Source organism: Maritalea mobilis (assembly GCF_019800885.1).
Taxonomy (GTDB): Bacteria; Pseudomonadota; Alphaproteobacteria; order Rhodobacterales; family Rhodobacteraceae; genus Roseibacterium; species Roseibacterium beibuensis.
The window spans coordinates 1510372-1525517 of record NZ_JAHVKE010000001.1; the positions used below are offsets into that span (position 1 = coordinate 1510372).

Below are 15146 nucleotides of genomic sequence, written 5' to 3' on the forward strand. Positions count from 1 at the left end.
CCCGAAGGCGCAATCCACATCAAACGCGCGCGAGCCGGGCACCGCCACAGGACCAAGGACAAGACGGAGAGACCACCCATGAGCGAAACGATCAACGCGGCTGTCGAGGCAATCGCTGCGAAACTTGACGGCGGCTTCGACGGCACGGCGAAATTCGTCATCGAGGACGAAGGTGCTGTCTATGTTGACGGCGACACCGTGCGCGAGGCATCGGACGACGATGCCGCCGATGTTGTGATGACCGCGGATGCGGACACGTTCCAGGAAATCCTGGCCGGGGATCTCGACCCGACCGCCGCTTTCATGTCGGGCCGCCTGAAACTCGACGGGGACATGGGCACCGCGATGAAACTCGGGTCTGCACTGAGCTGAGCATGATGCTGTCGGCCAGATCCCTCCCAGGTCTCGAACCCGCCCCCTTCCTCGACGATATCGCCGAGGGACCTGCGGGTGCGCGCGCATGGTGGGTGACAAGCGCCGATGGCACGCGGCTGCGCCTTGGGCTTTGGCCCGAGGGCGAAAAGGGAACGATCCTGATGTTCCCCGGCCGAACCGAGTATGTCGAGAAATACGGCAGACTGGCGGCCGATTTCGCGGCCGCCGGTTACGGGATGGCCGCGTTCGACTGGCGGGGCCAAGGCCTCGCCGACCGTCCCATGCATCGGCGCGACATGGGGCACGTCACCAGTTTCGACGAGTACCGGCAGGACGTGGACGCCTTTCGCGCGGGGCTCGACTCGCTGGGGGTTCAGGGCCCCTTCTACCTTATCGCGCATTCCATGGGCGGCTGCATCGGATTGCGCGCCCTGTACGACGGCTTACCCGTTCAATCGGCGGCGTTCACCGGCCCGATGTGGGGCATCCAGATGACCCCGTTCCTGAAGTCCATCGCCTCCGTGGTGCTTGGGCTGGCCGGGCCGCTGGGATTTGGCACCACCTTCGCGCCCACCACCGGCCCGTGGGAGCCGATGGAATATGACGACAACCCGCTGACCACGGATCGCGACCAGTTCGACTACATGATGCGCCAGATCCGTCAGCACGCCGAGCTTGCGCTTGGTGGGCCGTCCAACCTGTGGGTCCGGGCCGCTCTGCGGGAAACGCGGGAGTTGATGCGCAAGGATCCGCTCGACATGCCCGTTCTGGCCCTTGTCGGCACGCGTGAACGCATCGTCGAGGTGCCGGTCGTCGGCGAGCGTATGCAAGATTGGCCCGATGGCCGCTATGTCGAGATCGAGGGCGGCGAACACGAGGTTCTGATGGAAAGCCCCGGGCGGCGTCAGAAAACCCTGGACGAGATCCTGACCTGGTTCGAAACGCACCCGTAACCGCGGTTGCCACCTGCGCCCGTCACCCGTTGACCAGCACGCCCTGATCCAGGCGCAGCACGCGATCCATGCGCGCCGCAAGGTCATGATTATGGGTCGCGATCAGCGCGGACATGCCTGTCTCGCGCACCAGTTCCATCAGCACACCGAAGACGGTATCCGACGTCTCCGGGTCGAGATTGCCGGTCGGTTCGTCCGCCAGCAGCAGGCGCGGAGCGTTCGCCAGGGCACGGCAAAAGGCGACGCGTTGTTGCTCTCCCCCCGACAGCGCACCGGGCCGATGGCTGCCGCGGGCGGAAAGCCCCACCTTGGACAGCAACATCTCGGCGCGATCAGCGGCCTCGCCGCGCGGCGTTCCGTTGGCCAGTTGCGGAACGATGATATTCTCCGCTGCCGTGAATTCCGGCAGCAGGTGGTGAAACTGGTAGACGAAGCCGACAAGATCGCGTCGCACGGTCGTGCGCGCCCGGTCCGAGGCCTGCGCCATGTCCTGCCCGGCGATCACGACATGCCCGCTATCAGGCGTGTCGAGCAGCCCCGCGATATGAAGAAGCGTCGACTTCCCCGCCCCGGACGGGGCGACCAAACCGACCACCTCACCCGGTTGGATCACGGCGCTCGCACCGCGCAACACCAACACTTCATTCGCCTTGCCGCGGTTGTAGCCCTTTTCGATCCCGTCGAGGGACAGCACCGGATCACTCATAGCGCAACGCCTCGACCGGGTTCATCCGCGCCGCGCGCCGCGCCGGGAAGATCGTGATAAAGAAGGACAGGCCAAGCGACAGGCTGACCGCGCTGAGCACGTCGCCAAGCTCCAGCCGCGCCGGCAGGCTGGACAGGAACCGCACCGAAGGGTCCCAGACGCCCCCGCCCGCAAGAAAGTTCACGAAGGAAAAGATCGGGTCGATCCAGATCGCGAAGGCACAACCCAGCGCGACCCCCATGACCGTTCCCGCAACCCCGATGGCCGAGCCGCAGATGAAGAACACGCGCAACACCGCCCCTTCGGTCAAGCCCATGGTGCGCAGGATGCCGATATCGCGGGACTTGTTCTTCACCAGCATGATCAGGCCTGACACAATATTCATCGTGGCGATCAGCACGAGGATGGAGAGGATGATGAACATCACGTTATCTTCCATCTGCAAGGCGCGCAGGTAAGCCCCGGCGCTGTCCTCCCATGTGCGCAGGTAGACACCTTCGCCGGCGGCGCGCGCCAGCGGTGCATACATCGCCTCCACGCCCTCGGGGTCCTCCACCGCGATATCTATGCTGTCAGCGACGCCGTCACGGTTGAAGAAGCTCTGCGCCTCGGCCATCGGCATGTAGATCCGGATCGAGTCGATGTCGTATCGCCCGACACGGAAGATATAGACGACCTCGTAACTGCCGATCCGGGCCGCTCGCCCCCCGGCAGTCTGCGCGCCGTTGGGCGATGTGATGCGGATCTCGTCGCCCACGCGGATCCCGAGGCGCCGCGCCAAGGCATCCCCGATCGCCACCCCCTCTTCGAAGCGGTCGAGGTCGCCCCAGTAGATCTCCGGATCGCGGACAAGGGGCACGGTCCGCAAATCCTCCAAGGTGATGCCGATCACCTGCCCGAGCGTATCCTCGCCCGAGGCGCTGGCCATGACCTCGGCCCGGATCACGGCGGCGGCATGCACCACCCCCGGCACGGCGCGCACCGCCTCGGCGACCTCCTCGGGGTAGGCGATCGTGCGCGTCGTCGCCGCCCGCCCCTCCAGCGCCGCGGCGACGTCGGGGTTGTTGGCGATCAGTTCGAGTTCTTCATCGGTATAGGCGTAGCGTTCCTGGCCCAACACGCTGACATGCGGGTTCGCACCGAGGATCGTGCCCACGAATTCATGCCGGAACCCCGAGCGAACCGCCAGCGTCGCGATCAGGGCCATGACGGCCAATGCGATGCCGATGAAACTGATCCAGGTCATCGTGCTGACCCCGCCCTCGGCGCGGCGCGCGCGCAGGTAGCGCCAGGCGATCATGAATTCATAGCCGGAAAACGGCGGGGGAGAGTGCGCCACAAAGGCCTCCGTCTCTGGGTCGGGCGCAAGGTGGTCAGTTTCACAGGCGTGTCAAGAAGCCCGGCTATCACAGATGCGCGTCGGCTGATCTCTGGTTGCCAGCGACGGGTATGTCGTTTTTAATCATTCATGTCGCTTTTGGACCATGCGACCACCGATAGAGAGACACCTGAACGGGCCAACCGGGAGAGTTTTCCATGATGTTTTCCGCACGCAATGTGCATCCCGCCGCGCGCGCCTACGCGCAAGAGGTTGCCGACGGCACCCTGTCGCGGCGCGAGTTCCTGACCCGGGCCACCGCGCTCGGCGTTTCCGCCGCCGGGGCCTATGCCCTGATCGGCGTCACACCGGCCCGCGCCCAAGCCGATATTCAGCAAGGCGGGACCATGCGCATCCAGATGGATGTGCGCGCGCTGAAAGATCCACCGACCTATGACTGGCCGCAGGTCGGCAACATCACCCGCGGGCTGCTGGAATACCTCGTGCAGTACAATCGCGACGGCACCTTCGAGGGCCGCCTGCTTGAAAGCTGGGAGGTGAACGAGGACGCCACGCAATACATCTTCAACCTGCGGCAAGGCGTGATGTGGAACGACGGCACGCCCTTCACCGCCGAGGACGTGGCCTACAACCTCGACCGTTGGTGCGATGCGTCGATGGAGGGCAACTCCATGGCGTCACGGGTCGGCGCCTATCAGAACGCGGACCAGACCGGGGCCGCCGATGGCGCGATCGAGATCGTCGACGATCACACGCTGCGCCTGAACCTCAGCCGACCGGACATCACCATCATTCCGACCGTGTCCGACTACGCCTCGGCCATCGTGAAGAATGGCTTCTCCGGCAACCCGCTCGACAACCCGGTGGGGACCGGGCCCTATCGGATCACGGAATTCGAAGTCGGCGTTCGGGCGGTTCTGGAAAAGAACACCGATCACCAGTGGTGGGGCGAAGGCGCCGCGCTGGACCGGATCGAGTTCATCGACCTCGGCACCGATCAGGCCGCTCACGTCGCCTCGGCCGAGGCCGGCGAAATCGACATGCTCTACGAGACCTTCGGCGATTTCATCGACATCATGGACGCCATCGGCTGGTCCCGGTCCGAGGCGCTGTCGGCCAACACCCTGGTGCTGCGGACGAACCGCAACAGCCCGCCCTATGACGATGTGCGCGTGCGTCGCGCCCTGGCGCTGGCCTGCGACAACCAGGTTCTTCTGGACCTGGGCATCAATGGGCGCGGCCAGGTGGCCGAAAACCACCATGTCTGCCCGATCCATCCCGAGTATGCCGATATCGGCCCGGCGCAGTACGATCCCGAGGCCGCGCGTGCGCTGATGGAAGACGCCGGTCAATCGGAGTTCGAGCACGAGTTGATCTCGATCGACGACAGCTGGCGGCGGCCGACCACGGACGCCTTGGCCGCGCAATTGCGCGATGCCGGCTTCAACGTGACGCGGACGATCTATCCGGGCGCGACCTTCTGGAACGACTGGGCGGTTTACCCGTTCTCCTCGACCGACTGGGGCCACCGACCGCTTGGCGTTCAGAACCTGACGCTGGCCTACACGGCGGGTGCGGCGTGGAACGAGACGGGACTGGCCAGCGAAGAGTTCGACACGATGCTGGCCGAAGCCTCGGCCATCGCGGATGCCGATGCCCGCCGCGACGTCATGGCCCGGATCGAGCAGTTCCTGATCGACGATGGCACGATCATCCAGCCCTACTGGCGATCGCTCTATCGTCACTTCCTGCCGAACGTGGTGGGCGGCGACACGCACCCGATCAACGAAATCCACATCCACAAGCTGGGTTTCGCGGCCTGATCGCCGACACATGACGCCACGACACCCACGCGGGCCGGCCCAAAACCGGCCTGCGTTTCGCATCCACGCCCTTGACCAGCCCTGCGCCCTGCGGTCCTTTGCCTGAACCACATGGGAAGAGAGACATGCACCAGCCCGCCATCACAGGCTCAGGCGTTTTCACGCCTTCGCAGGTCGTCACCAATGACGAACTGGTCGACGCGTTCAACGCCTATGCGGCGCTCTGGAACGCGGACCATGCCGAGGCCATCGCGGCGGGTGAGGTCGAGGCGAAACAGCCCTCCTCCTCCGAGTTCATCGTCGCGGCGTCGGGCATCGAACAGCGTTACGTCCTGGACAAATCGGGCGTTCTGGACCCCGAGGTGATGCACCCCTGGCTGCGCGAACGCAGCGATGACGAACCGGGCCAGATGGCGGAAATGGCGCTGTCGGCCTGTCGCGATGCGCTGAACATGGCGGGCGTGGATGCAGCTGACGTGGATGCGGTGATCTGCGCGGCGTCGAACCACGAACGCGCCTACCCCGCCATTGCCATCGAGATCCAGGACCTGCTGGGCACCGGTGGTTTCGGCTTCGACATGAACGTCGCCTGTTCCTCGGCCACGTTCGGCATCCAGGCTGCGGCAGACATGATCCGGTCGGGCAGCATCCGTCGCGCGCTTGTCGTGAACCCCGAGATCTGTTCGGCCCACCTCGAATGGCGCGACCGCGATTGCCATTTCATTTTCGGCGATGTCTGCACCGCCGTGCTGATCGAGCGCGCAGACCTTGTGGTCGGGCCGCACTTCACCATCCGGTCCACCCGTTGCGCGACGCAGTTCTCCAACAACATCCGCAACAATGACGGGTTCCTGCGCCGCACCCGCAAAGGGCACATGGAGGATCGGCGCGACATGCAGTTCATGCAGAACGGGCGCAAGGTCTTCAAGGAAGTGCTGCCGCTAGTCGCGCAACACATTGCAGATCACATGGCCGATGCGGACGTGCGGGCAGATGATCTCAAGCGGCTTTGGCTGCACCAGGCCAACAAGACCATGAACGACTACATCGGAAAGAAGGTCCTGGGCCGCACGCCCGAACCGGGGGAACAACCCAATATCCTGCAGGATTACGCCAACACGTCCTCGGCCGGGTCCATCATCGCCTTTGCGAAATACTCCGAGGATCTGAAACCCGGCGACATGGGGCTGATCTGCTCCTTCGGAGCGGGCTATTCCGTCGGGTCGGTGATCGTGGAACGGGCGGGCTGACGTCTTTGGCTTACCGACTCGGCTAGCTGCGGCTTTCGGCTTCGAGGCGGAGCTTCATCTCGACGAGAACCTTCTGCAACTCCAGGGTCTCTTCCAGCAGGCGCCGCGCCTCGTTGACCGAGATCACGCCATCCTCGATCGACTGGTGATATTCCGCCATCAGGATCGCGAAGCGCTGGCTGAGGCGGATGACATTGGCATTTACGCCGGCCTCGCCCTCGCCGCGCACCGAGTTGCGCCGGTCCGCGCCATAGCTCATCTGCCCGCCGTTCAGTTCGGCCAAGGCTGCGGTGACATGCGGGAAACTGGACGCGGCTTCGAGCGCCGCGACAGCATCGACCGGCATGAAGCGTTCGGCATGCTCCTCGGCTTCCGAGAAATAGCGCCCAAGCGTCGCCTTGGACCGACCCGTCAACTCGCAGGCGGCGGCGTAGCCGACATCCTTGATCAAGCGTTCTGTATGGCGCTTCAAATAGCCCTTGGCCGCGTCGCCCATATCCGCCCCCGTTCCCTGGTTTGGCGCACAAAACCGCGTTTGGCCGCGAGGGTCAATCTTGCAGGGCAGGCCGGGCTGCGGCACAAGCCCCCTCATGGCCAAGCTGTATTTCCACTACTCCACCATGAATGCGGGGAAATCGACCCTGCTTCTGCAAGCGTCCTACAACTACAATGAACGCGGGATGCAGACCTATCTTCTGACCGCCAGCTTCGATGACCGGGCGGGTGCGGGAAAGATCGGCAGCCGGATCGGGATCGAGGCCGAGGCCGATACCTACACCAAGGACGATGACCTCTTTGCCAAGATCGCGGCGCGGCTGCAGCAAGGCCCCTGCGCCTGCGTGTTGATCGACGAGGCCCAATGGATGACCCGCGACCAGGTCTGGCAGCTTGCTCGGGCCGTGGACGACCTGAATGTGCCGGTCATGGCATATGGTCTGCGGGTCGATTTCCGTGGCGAGCTGTTCCCCGGCTCGGCCGCGCTTCTGGCGCTGGCCGACGAGATGCGGGAAGTCCGCACGATCTGCCACTGCGGAAAGAAGGCCACGATGGTGATCCGCGTCGACGAGAACGGCAAGGCCCTGACCGAAGGCGACCAGATCGAGGTGGGCGGCAATGACCGCTATGTCGCCCTGTGCCGCCGCCATTTTCGCGAGGCAACCGAGGACCGCACCCCTGCGTAAGGGGTTGCGCCGCGCGTTCCGCGCGTCGCCCGGTGGTGCGGGCTGACGCCCGCACGAGGGGGCGCTGCCCCCTCGGCCTGCGGCCTCACCCCCGGAGTTTTCCGGCCAAGATGAAGGGCAGGTCAGTCCACAGGATTTGGCAGCGTGCGCCCTTCGGACTGGGCGATGACATTGTCCAGCGCCATGCGCCCCATGGCTTCGCGCACTTCCAGTGCCGCCGTCCCGAGATGCGGCAACAGGCACACGTTCTCCATCCCGAGGAGCGCATCCGGCACCCTTGGCTCGAATTCGTAGACATCGAGGCCGGCGCCCGCCAAAGCGCCCCGTTGCAGCGCGGTGACGAGGGCCGCCTCGTCGACGACATCGCCGCGGCTGATATTCACGAAGATCGCGTGGGGCTGCATGGCAGCGAAGGCCTCGGCGCCGATCAGGTGATGGGTGTCCGCGCCGCCCGGCGTGGCCAGGACGACGATATCGGCCTGGGCCAGCGCATCGGTCATTCCCATCTGCTCGGCGGGAAAGTCGACCGCCTTGGCCGAGCGGTTCACATAGACGATGCGGCAGCCAAAGCCGAAATGGCAGCGCCGCGCGATGGCCTGACCGATGCGGCCCATGCCGATCACGCAGACCGTCTTGCCGGTCACATGGAGGCCCAGCATCTGCGTCGGGTGCCAGCCGGTCCATTGGCCCGACCGCACGAGGCGCTCGCCCTCGCCCGTGCGGCGCGCGGTCATCAGGATCAGGGTCATGGCGATATCGGCGGTCGCGTCGGTGACCGCACCGGGCGTATTCGTCACCGCGATCCCGGAGGCGCGGGCAGCCGCCACGTCGATATGGTTGTAGCCGACACCGAAATTCGCCAGCAGCTTGCAGCGCGGCTCGCCGGCTTCAGCGAAGGCCCTGGCCGTGAAAGCGTCGCCCAGGGTCGGAAGGATGACATCGTAGGCGTGCAGCGCCGCAACGCATTCCGCGTGATCCATCGGCAAGGTCGTCGTGCGGCATGTCACGTGAAAGCGATCCTCGGCATCGGCCATCACGCTCTCCGGCAGGCGGCGGGAGATCAGGAGTTTCATCAGCAAAGCCTCGCGCCGTTGGGGACGTCCTTGTCCGGTGCGGCAAGGACAACGGCGTTATCCTCGTCGTGAAAGCCCAGGACCAGCGCCTCAGACATGAAGGGCCCGATCTGGCGCGGCGGAAAGTTCACCACCCCCAGCACCTTCTTCCCGACCAGGTCCTCGGGGGCGTAGTGCACCGTGATCTGGGCCGAGCTTTTCTTCTCGCCGATCCCGGGGCCGTAATCGACCCATAGCTTGATCGCGGGTTTGCGCGCTTCGGGAAAGGGTTCGGCGCGGGTCACCGTGCCGACGCGGATATCGACCTTGAGGAAATCGTCGATGCCGATCAGGTCGCTCATCCCTTCAACTCCCGGCTGCGGTTGGCGGCGGCGGCAACGGTGGCCCGCATCAACGGCAGAAGGCCCGCGTTGTCATTCATCAGCACCTCAAGCCCCGCTTGCGTCGTGCCATTGGGCGACGTGACATTGATCCGAAGCTGTTCCGGCGTTTCCTCGGCCTCTTCCGCCAAAGCCCCTGCCCCCGCCACGGTGGCCTTCGCCAATTGCATGGCCAGCGGCTTGGGCAAGCCCTCGGCCTCGCCCGCCGCGGCAAGCGCGTCGATCATGTAGAACACGTAGGCCGGACCCGAACCGGACAGGCCCGTCACGGCATCGATCTGGTCCTCGGTCTCCAGCCGGACCACTTGCCCGATGGCGGAGAGGAGCGCCTCTGCCGTGTCGAGATCATCGGCGCCGGTGGCGTCATTGCCGATGATCGCCGTGATGCCCTTGCCCACGGCGGCCGGCGTGTTGGGCATGGCCCGCACGATCCGGGTGCCTGCCCCCAAAGCGGCTTCGAAGGCGGCAATCGGCGTGCCTGCGGCGACCGAGATGAACAAGGTCTCGCCGCCACCGAAGGCCGCCATGCGCGGCAGGGCCTCGCCCATCATCTGCGGCTTGACCGCGACGAGCGCGACAGCGGGGCTGTCCGGCAGGTCCGCGTTGATCGAAACGCCGGTGCCCTTCAGCCAGTCGGACGGGTTTGGGTCGAGGACAAAAACGGCATCAGGCGAAAGCCCCCGTTTCAGCCATCCGGCCAACATGGCCGACCCCATCTTGCCGCAGCCCAGCATCACAAGGCCGCGGCGCTCGATCTCGGTAAATGACATGCCTTCTCCCTCGGGCGTTTCCTGCCCGCGGGAGGTTAGGCGCGGCCGTAGCCCTCTGCAATGGCGACCTGCATGGCCTCTTCGGCAGAGCGGTCGGACCACAAGGCCAGCTGGAAGGCCGGGTAGTAGCGTTCCGCCGACAGGACGGCGGTTTCCACCATGCAGGCGATCTGGTCGGGGCTGGCCAACTGGTCGCCCGCGAGAACGAGGCCGTAGCGATAGACCATCAGCTTGTTCGCGCCCCACCAGGTGAAGGCCCCCGCCCAGCACCGGTCGTTCACGAGGTTCAGCATCTCGTAGAGCTTGGCCTTGCCTTCCTCGGGCGGGTCCATGTCGAAGGTGCAGATCATCCGCAGCGTTTCGTCATAGGAGGACCAGGCCAGCGTAACGGAATAGGTGCGCCACTGGCCCTCGATGGCCATGGCGATCTGGTCATCGGCGATACGGTCGAAATCCCATTCGTGATGCGCGGCCAGCGTCTCCACGATGTCGATGGGGTGAAGTTCCTCGATGTCCAGATACTGCTCGGAATGCGACATTGCCCAGGCCTCTCGTTTGGCAGCCGACGCAGGGCCTTGGTTGTCGATCCCAAGACTCCCACTAATGGCTGGGTGTCCTATCTAGGGGTCGCCGGGCCATTCCCGGCCCCTACGAAATATGGTGCGGTGACTTGGAACTTCTGTAAAGAAGAATTTTTGTGACGCACAGGGGGGTGTGGCACGAGTATTCGGGTTACCCACAAGATATTGGGGTGCCCGCAGCTTTGCCCACAGATGTCGATGGTGAACGCGCCTATTCGGCGGCAATCCAGGACGGCGGATAAAAGAGTGCTTTGATTTCGGCCTCTTGCCTCTCCGTCAAACCCTGCGCCACCACTTCCATGAAGCCGATACCGGCGGACATGCATGCCATGCGCTTGATCGCGTCACGCTTTTCGGCATCGCGTTTTTGTTTGATGGTGCCATCGGGCCCGTAATGCCCGGCCCCTTGATACTCGATCACCAGCACCGGGTTCCAATCGCGATCGACGATCAGGAAATCAACCCGCTTGGCGTTGACCCGATTGAAATCCGATTGCCACTCTCCGTAGCTGCGCCCCTTTCGGCGGATCATCAGAAATTCGCCAAGCGAAACCTGCGCAAGCAGGTTGTGGCCCATGATGCTTGTCGAGACCAGATCATCGAGTTGTTCGAAGAGGCGGTCTTCGGCGCGGTTCAAAACGGGCCGCGCCGCAACTGGCATCGCATCCACAACGGCAAGTCCAGCTTTGGCAGGCACGTGGTGATCCGCGGTTCTGCCTTCGCGAACCGGCCTTGTCTTTTTACCTAGGGCCCGCGCCTTCGGCGACACCGACAAGGATGCAGGCCCCCTTGATCTGTGCGACCGTGCGCGAAGGGAAAAGATAGCCCCAACCGCCAGAGACCCGAGCGCCAAACCCCATGTCCAGGCCGGGAGATCGGAGACAAGTACAAGCAGGTTTTCCACTGTGAAGCCCGTAGTGATCCAAGCGATGCCTCGATCTTTCTCTCAACACTTGGATGCCAAGTTGGCAGGAATTGGGCCTCTCGGGGGCTGGAGACAGAGGGACAGCGAAAAGGGGCCCTCAGGCCCCTTGCAGTTTCCGGTGGTGAACGCGGGTCTTATCCCTTGCCGCCTTCAAGCGCGTCGAGGCGGGCCTTGAGGGCTTCGTTCTCTTCGCGCGCCTTTTGCGCCATTGCGCGCACGGCTTCGAATTCTTCGCGGGTCACGAAATCCCGGTCGGCCAGCCATCGGTCCATCATGGATTTCATCGCCGTCTCGGCCTCGGCCTTGGCCCCCTGCGCCACGCCCATGGCGTTCGTCATCAGTTGGCTCATGTCTTCCATGATCTTGTTGCGGGTCTGCATCACACACTCTCCGTAATCCGTTCCCCGTGATATGGGCCGGTTGGCGTCAGCGATCAAGGTTGACTTCGACGCAGGTCGCCCCCACCCCTTGCAGCCGACCCAGCACCCGGACGGAGATCAAATGCCCTACGCGATCCTCTTTCCCGAGATATCGCCCGAGATCTTCTCGATCACCATCGGCGAGTTCACCTTTGCCCTGCGCTGGTATGCACTGGCTTATATCGTCGGGCTTGCCGCAGGTTGGTGGCTGATCGTGCAGGCGGTCAAGCGCCCCACGCTCTGGCCGAACGATACCAGCCCGATGCGCCCGGACCAGGTCGAAGGGCTTTTGACGGCCGTGGTCCTTGGCGTGATCCTCGGCGGGCGCTTTGGATACGTGCTGTTCTACCAGCCGGGCGGATACCTGTCCGATCCGCTTGCGATCCTGCGGATCTGGGAGGGGGGCATGTCGTTTCACGGCGGCCTTCTGGGCGTGACGCTGTCGGCCTGGATCTGGTGCCGCCGCAACGGCATCCCGCCGCTGCAAGTGGCGGACGCGATGGCGATGGTGGTCGCGATCGGTCTGTTCCTCGGGCGGATCGCGAATTTCATCAATGCCGAGCTTTGGGGGCGGCCCAGTTACGTGCCCTGGGCCGTGGTATTCCCCGGCCGGGCGGCGCAGGACTGCCTGACGCCCGAGGGCATGGTCGAAACCGCCTGGGGCCTCGCCTGCGCGCGGCACCCCTCGCAACTTTACGAGGCGGTGCTCGAAGGGCTGATCATGGGGGCAATCCTGTTGTGGCTGGCCTGGCGGCGCGGCTGGCTGAAGCGCCCCGGCGCGCTAACCGGCATGTTCTTCGTCATTTACGGGCTGTCCCGGTTCGCGGTCGAGTTCGTTCGCCAGCCCGATGCGCAATTCGCAGGCCCCGGCAACCCGTTGGGATATGCGCTGCAATTCGGGCCATCGCTCGGGCTGACGATGGGCCAGATCCTGACGATCCCGATGATGCTTGCCGGTCTTTGGCTGGTCTTGCGCAGGCGCACGGCATGACCCTGAAGGACCGCCTGATCGAACGGATCGCCCGTACCGGCCCGATGACCGTTGCGGATTACATGACCGAATGCCTGCTCCATCCAGAACATGGCTACTACACCACCGGCGACCCGCTTGGCGGCGCGGGCGATTTCATCACCGCGCCCGAGATCAGCCAGATGTTCGGCGAATTGCTGGGGCTGTGGCTGGCGCAGGTCTGGATGGACCAAGGCGCGCCATCCCCGTTCAACCTCGTGGAACTGGGCCCGGGCCGAGGGACGCTGATGGCGGATGCGCTGCGTGCAACCCGCACGGTGCCCGGGCTTCATGGGGCGATGCAACTGCACCTGGTCGAGGCGTCCCCAACGCTGCGCGCGGCGCAAGAGGGGCTCTTGTCGGATTTTGCGCCACACTGGCACGACAGCCTCGCCACCGTGCCGGACGGCGGCCCCCTGTTCCTGGTCGCGAACGAATTTTTCGACGCGCTGCCGATCCGCCAATACCAGCGCGGCGGTGCGGATGGCTGGCATGAACGCATGATCGGGGCCGACGGCGAAAACCTGATCTGGGGCCTGTCGCCCCCGTCAACCGTCGCGGCCTTGAGCGAGCGGTTGCACAACGTCAGCGAGGGCCAGATCGTCGAGTTGTGCCCTGCGGGCGAAGCGATCGCAGGTGAAATCGGGCGACGGGTTGCAGCCTTTGGCGGGGCAGCCCTGATCATCGATTACGGCGACTGGACCAGCATCGGCGACACGTTTCAGGCGATGGCGAGCCATGCCTATGCCGATCCGCTTGCCGATCCGGGCGGCGCGGATCTGACCGCCCATGTCGCCTTTGGGGCCTTGGCGCGGGCGGCAAACCCGGCTGTGCCCTCGACCCTCACACCGCAAGGCGTGTTTCTGGAACGGCTCGGGATCACGCCGCGCGCGCAAACGCTGCTCAAAGGCCTGTCCGGCCCCGCGCGCGATCAGCTTGTCGCCGCGCACAGGCGGTTGACGCACCCCGAGGAAATGGGAAACCTCTTCAAAGTGCTCGCCCTCATGCCGCCCAGTGCGGCCCCGCCCCCCGGTCTCGATCCTCAAGGACCTGCTGCCTGAACCATGTCCGCCGCCTCGCTCAGCCTTGAAATCCTGACCTCCCCGTTGCTCGACGGGGTGCAACACGGGTTCTTCACGCGCCGTGGCGGTGCGTCCTCGGGCATCTTCGAAGGGCTCAATTGCGGCGGCGGTTCGTCCGATCAGCGCGAGATCGTCGAGATGAACCGCGCCCGTGCCGCGCAGGCCCTGGAGGTCGACCGGGACAAGCTGGTGACCGTGCACCAGGTCCATTCTGCCGCTGCCGTTGCGCTGGACGGCCCGCCACTGAACGGGGAGCGACCGAAGGCCGATGCCATCGTCACCGCGACACCGGGGCTTGCCATCGCCGTTCTGACCGCCGATTGCCAACCGGTGCTCTTCGCGGACCGCGCGGCGGGCGTGGTCGCCGCCGCCCATGCCGGATGGCGCGGCGCCATCGATGGCGTGTTGGAGGCGACCGTGGACCAGATGGAAGCGATGGGCGCCCGCCGCGAACACATCCGTGCCGTGATCGGGCCGTCGATCAGCCAGCGCGCTTATGAAGTGGGGCAGGAATTCCTAGAACGCTTCCTCGATGAGGATCCCGGCAACAGCCGGTTCTTCATCAACGGGGCCGACGGCAAATACCTGTTCGACCTACCTGCCTACGGGCTGATGCGGTTGCGCCTCGCCGGGATCGAAAATGCCGAATGGACGCGTCATTGCACCTATTCGGACCACGGGCGCTTCTATTCCTATCGCCGCGCCACCCATCGGGGAGAGGCCGACTACGGCCGCCTTCTGTCAGCGATTCGCCTCTGACACCCTCGCGAAACGGCCGGGATTGCCGCGCTGCCGACAGGCGGTCGGGAAACCTGGGCAGCATCCGGGCAAGCGCTGCCTTGTTCCCGCCGCAAAGTCTGAACGCATTTTCTGAAAAACCTTTGGAAAAAGGCCATTCCGAAGCCGATCTTCGCCCCATTTTTGCCCAGTATTTTTACCGCGACTTAACGTCGACGCCCAAAGACTGCCACCATCTCGGGTCACGTTGGTCTCAAGCCCGGAAAGGGCGGGACCCAACAAGATAGCGACTGATCGCGGCACGAAAGGAACAGGCAGATGAAGACCCGGCGCTGGATGAAAACGATCCTTGAAGAAGCCAAGAAGGCGGAAGATGTGCAAATGACGTGGCACCGCCAGGTCCGCACCAAGCGCGGTATCGCTGCAAAGCCCATCCGCCTCAAAGCCGCGAGCTGATCCCGGCTACGCGCATCGGAAAAAACGAACGCTTGCAAGGGGCGGCCAGAATGGCCGCCTTCTTCGTGTCGGGCGCACGCGTCGCC

Annotated in this window: 18 protein-coding genes; 9 read left to right on the forward strand and 9 right to left on the reverse strand. The window is 64.7% G+C overall.

Going from position 1 to position 15146, the window contains the following annotated elements:
• The first annotated feature begins 78 nt into the window (after positions 1–78).
• The gene (locus KUV65_RS07280) at positions 79–372 is read left to right on the forward strand and encodes an SCP2 sterol-binding domain-containing protein (protein WP_222188937.1); all 294 of its coding nucleotides are present in this window, start codon (positions 79–81) and stop codon (positions 370–372) included.
• Positions 373–374: 2 nt separating this feature from the next.
• Positions 375–1328 carry an alpha/beta hydrolase gene (locus KUV65_RS07285; RefSeq protein WP_222188939.1) on the forward strand — a complete coding sequence of 318 codons (954 nt, stop codon included), beginning with the start codon at positions 375–377 and terminating at the stop codon, positions 1326–1328.
• A gap of 22 nt (positions 1329–1350) precedes the next feature.
• On the opposite strand, the gene KUV65_RS07290 is transcribed toward KUV65_RS07285, so the two are convergent.
• Together KUV65_RS07290 and KUV65_RS07295 are read right to left on the reverse strand one after the other, a co-directional pair.
• Positions 1351–2034, reverse strand: coding sequence for an ABC transporter ATP-binding protein (locus KUV65_RS07290; RefSeq protein ID WP_222188940.1), 684 nt, complete (start codon positions 2032–2034; stop codon positions 1351–1353).
• A complete protein-coding gene (locus KUV65_RS07295) occupies positions 2027–3373 on the reverse strand; it encodes an ABC transporter permease (RefSeq protein WP_308124555.1) in 1347 nt (448 codons plus the stop codon). The genes KUV65_RS07290 and KUV65_RS07295 overlap by 8 nt, the downstream gene beginning before the upstream one ends.
• Positions 3374–3570: 197 nt before the next feature.
• On the opposite strand from KUV65_RS07295, the gene KUV65_RS07300 reads away from it, so the two are divergent.
• A complete protein-coding gene (locus tag KUV65_RS07300) occupies positions 3571–5196 on the forward strand; it encodes an ABC transporter substrate-binding protein (RefSeq protein ID WP_222188941.1) in 1626 nt (541 codons plus the stop codon).
• A 125-nt stretch (positions 5197–5321) separates the two neighbouring features.
• Positions 5322–6446 carry a beta-ketoacyl-ACP synthase III gene (locus tag KUV65_RS07305; protein WP_222188942.1) on the forward strand — a complete coding sequence of 375 codons (1125 nt, stop codon included), beginning with the start codon at positions 5322–5324 and terminating at the stop codon, positions 6444–6446.
• A 22-nt stretch (positions 6447–6468) separates the two neighbouring features.
• On the opposite strand, the gene KUV65_RS07310 is transcribed toward KUV65_RS07305, so the two are convergent.
• Positions 6469–6942, reverse strand: coding sequence for a hypothetical protein (locus tag KUV65_RS07310; protein ID WP_222188943.1), 474 nt, complete (start codon positions 6940–6942; stop codon positions 6469–6471).
• A 94-nt stretch (positions 6943–7036) separates the two neighbouring features.
• Here KUV65_RS07310 and KUV65_RS07315 point away from each other — a divergent pair, with 94 nt between their 5' ends.
• Positions 7037–7627: a thymidine kinase gene (locus KUV65_RS07315; protein WP_222188944.1), complete on the forward strand. Its 591-nt coding sequence runs from the start codon at positions 7037–7039 to the stop codon at positions 7625–7627.
• A gap of 122 nt (positions 7628–7749) precedes the next feature.
• On the opposite strand, the gene KUV65_RS07320 is transcribed toward KUV65_RS07315, so the two are convergent.
• The 6 genes from KUV65_RS07320 to KUV65_RS07345 form a co-directional block, all read right to left on the reverse strand.
• The gene (locus KUV65_RS07320; RefSeq protein WP_222188945.1) at positions 7750–8700 is read right to left on the reverse strand and encodes a 2-hydroxyacid dehydrogenase; all 951 of its coding nucleotides are present in this window, start codon (positions 8698–8700) and stop codon (positions 7750–7752) included.
• Positions 8700–9041: a tRNA-binding protein gene (locus tag KUV65_RS07325; RefSeq protein WP_222188946.1), complete on the reverse strand. Its 342-nt coding sequence runs from the start codon at positions 9039–9041 to the stop codon at positions 8700–8702. Before KUV65_RS07325 ends, KUV65_RS07320 begins: the two co-directional genes overlap by 1 nt.
• The gene (gene proC, locus KUV65_RS07330) at positions 9038–9850 is read right to left on the reverse strand and encodes a pyrroline-5-carboxylate reductase (protein ID WP_222188947.1); all 813 of its coding nucleotides are present in this window, start codon (positions 9848–9850) and stop codon (positions 9038–9040) included. The genes KUV65_RS07325 and proC overlap by 4 nt, the downstream gene beginning before the upstream one ends.
• 35 nt (positions 9851–9885) lie before the next feature.
• A complete protein-coding gene (locus KUV65_RS07335) occupies positions 9886–10389 on the reverse strand; it encodes a YbjN domain-containing protein (protein ID WP_222188948.1) in 504 nt (167 codons plus the stop codon).
• 253 nt (positions 10390–10642) lie between these two features.
• Positions 10643–11200, reverse strand: a complete 558-nt coding sequence (locus KUV65_RS07340) for a DUF2726 domain-containing protein (protein ID WP_308124581.1) — start codon at positions 11198–11200, stop codon at positions 10643–10645.
• A 290-nt stretch (positions 11201–11490) separates the two neighbouring features.
• Positions 11491–11736, reverse strand: coding sequence for an accessory factor UbiK family protein (locus KUV65_RS07345; protein ID WP_222188952.1), 246 nt, complete (start codon positions 11734–11736; stop codon positions 11491–11493).
• Positions 11737–11857: 121 nt separating this feature from the next.
• On the opposite strand from KUV65_RS07345, the gene lgt reads away from it, so the two are divergent.
• From lgt to KUV65_RS07365, 4 genes are all read left to right on the forward strand, one after another.
• Positions 11858–12766: a prolipoprotein diacylglyceryl transferase gene (lgt, locus tag KUV65_RS07350; protein WP_222188954.1), complete on the forward strand. Its 909-nt coding sequence runs from the start codon at positions 11858–11860 to the stop codon at positions 12764–12766.
• Positions 12763–13845 carry a class I SAM-dependent methyltransferase gene (locus tag KUV65_RS07355; protein ID WP_222188956.1) on the forward strand — a complete coding sequence of 361 codons (1083 nt, stop codon included), beginning with the start codon at positions 12763–12765 and terminating at the stop codon, positions 13843–13845. Before lgt ends, KUV65_RS07355 begins: the two co-directional genes overlap by 4 nt.
• A gap of 3 nt (positions 13846–13848) precedes the next feature.
• Positions 13849–14625, forward strand: coding sequence for a peptidoglycan editing factor PgeF (gene pgeF / locus KUV65_RS07360; RefSeq protein ID WP_222188958.1), 777 nt, complete (start codon positions 13849–13851; stop codon positions 14623–14625).
• Between the two features lie 297 nt (positions 14626–14922).
• Positions 14923–15060: a hypothetical protein gene (locus tag KUV65_RS07365; protein WP_222188960.1), complete on the forward strand. Its 138-nt coding sequence runs from the start codon at positions 14923–14925 to the stop codon at positions 15058–15060.
• The last annotated feature ends 86 nt before the right edge of the window (positions 15061–15146 follow it).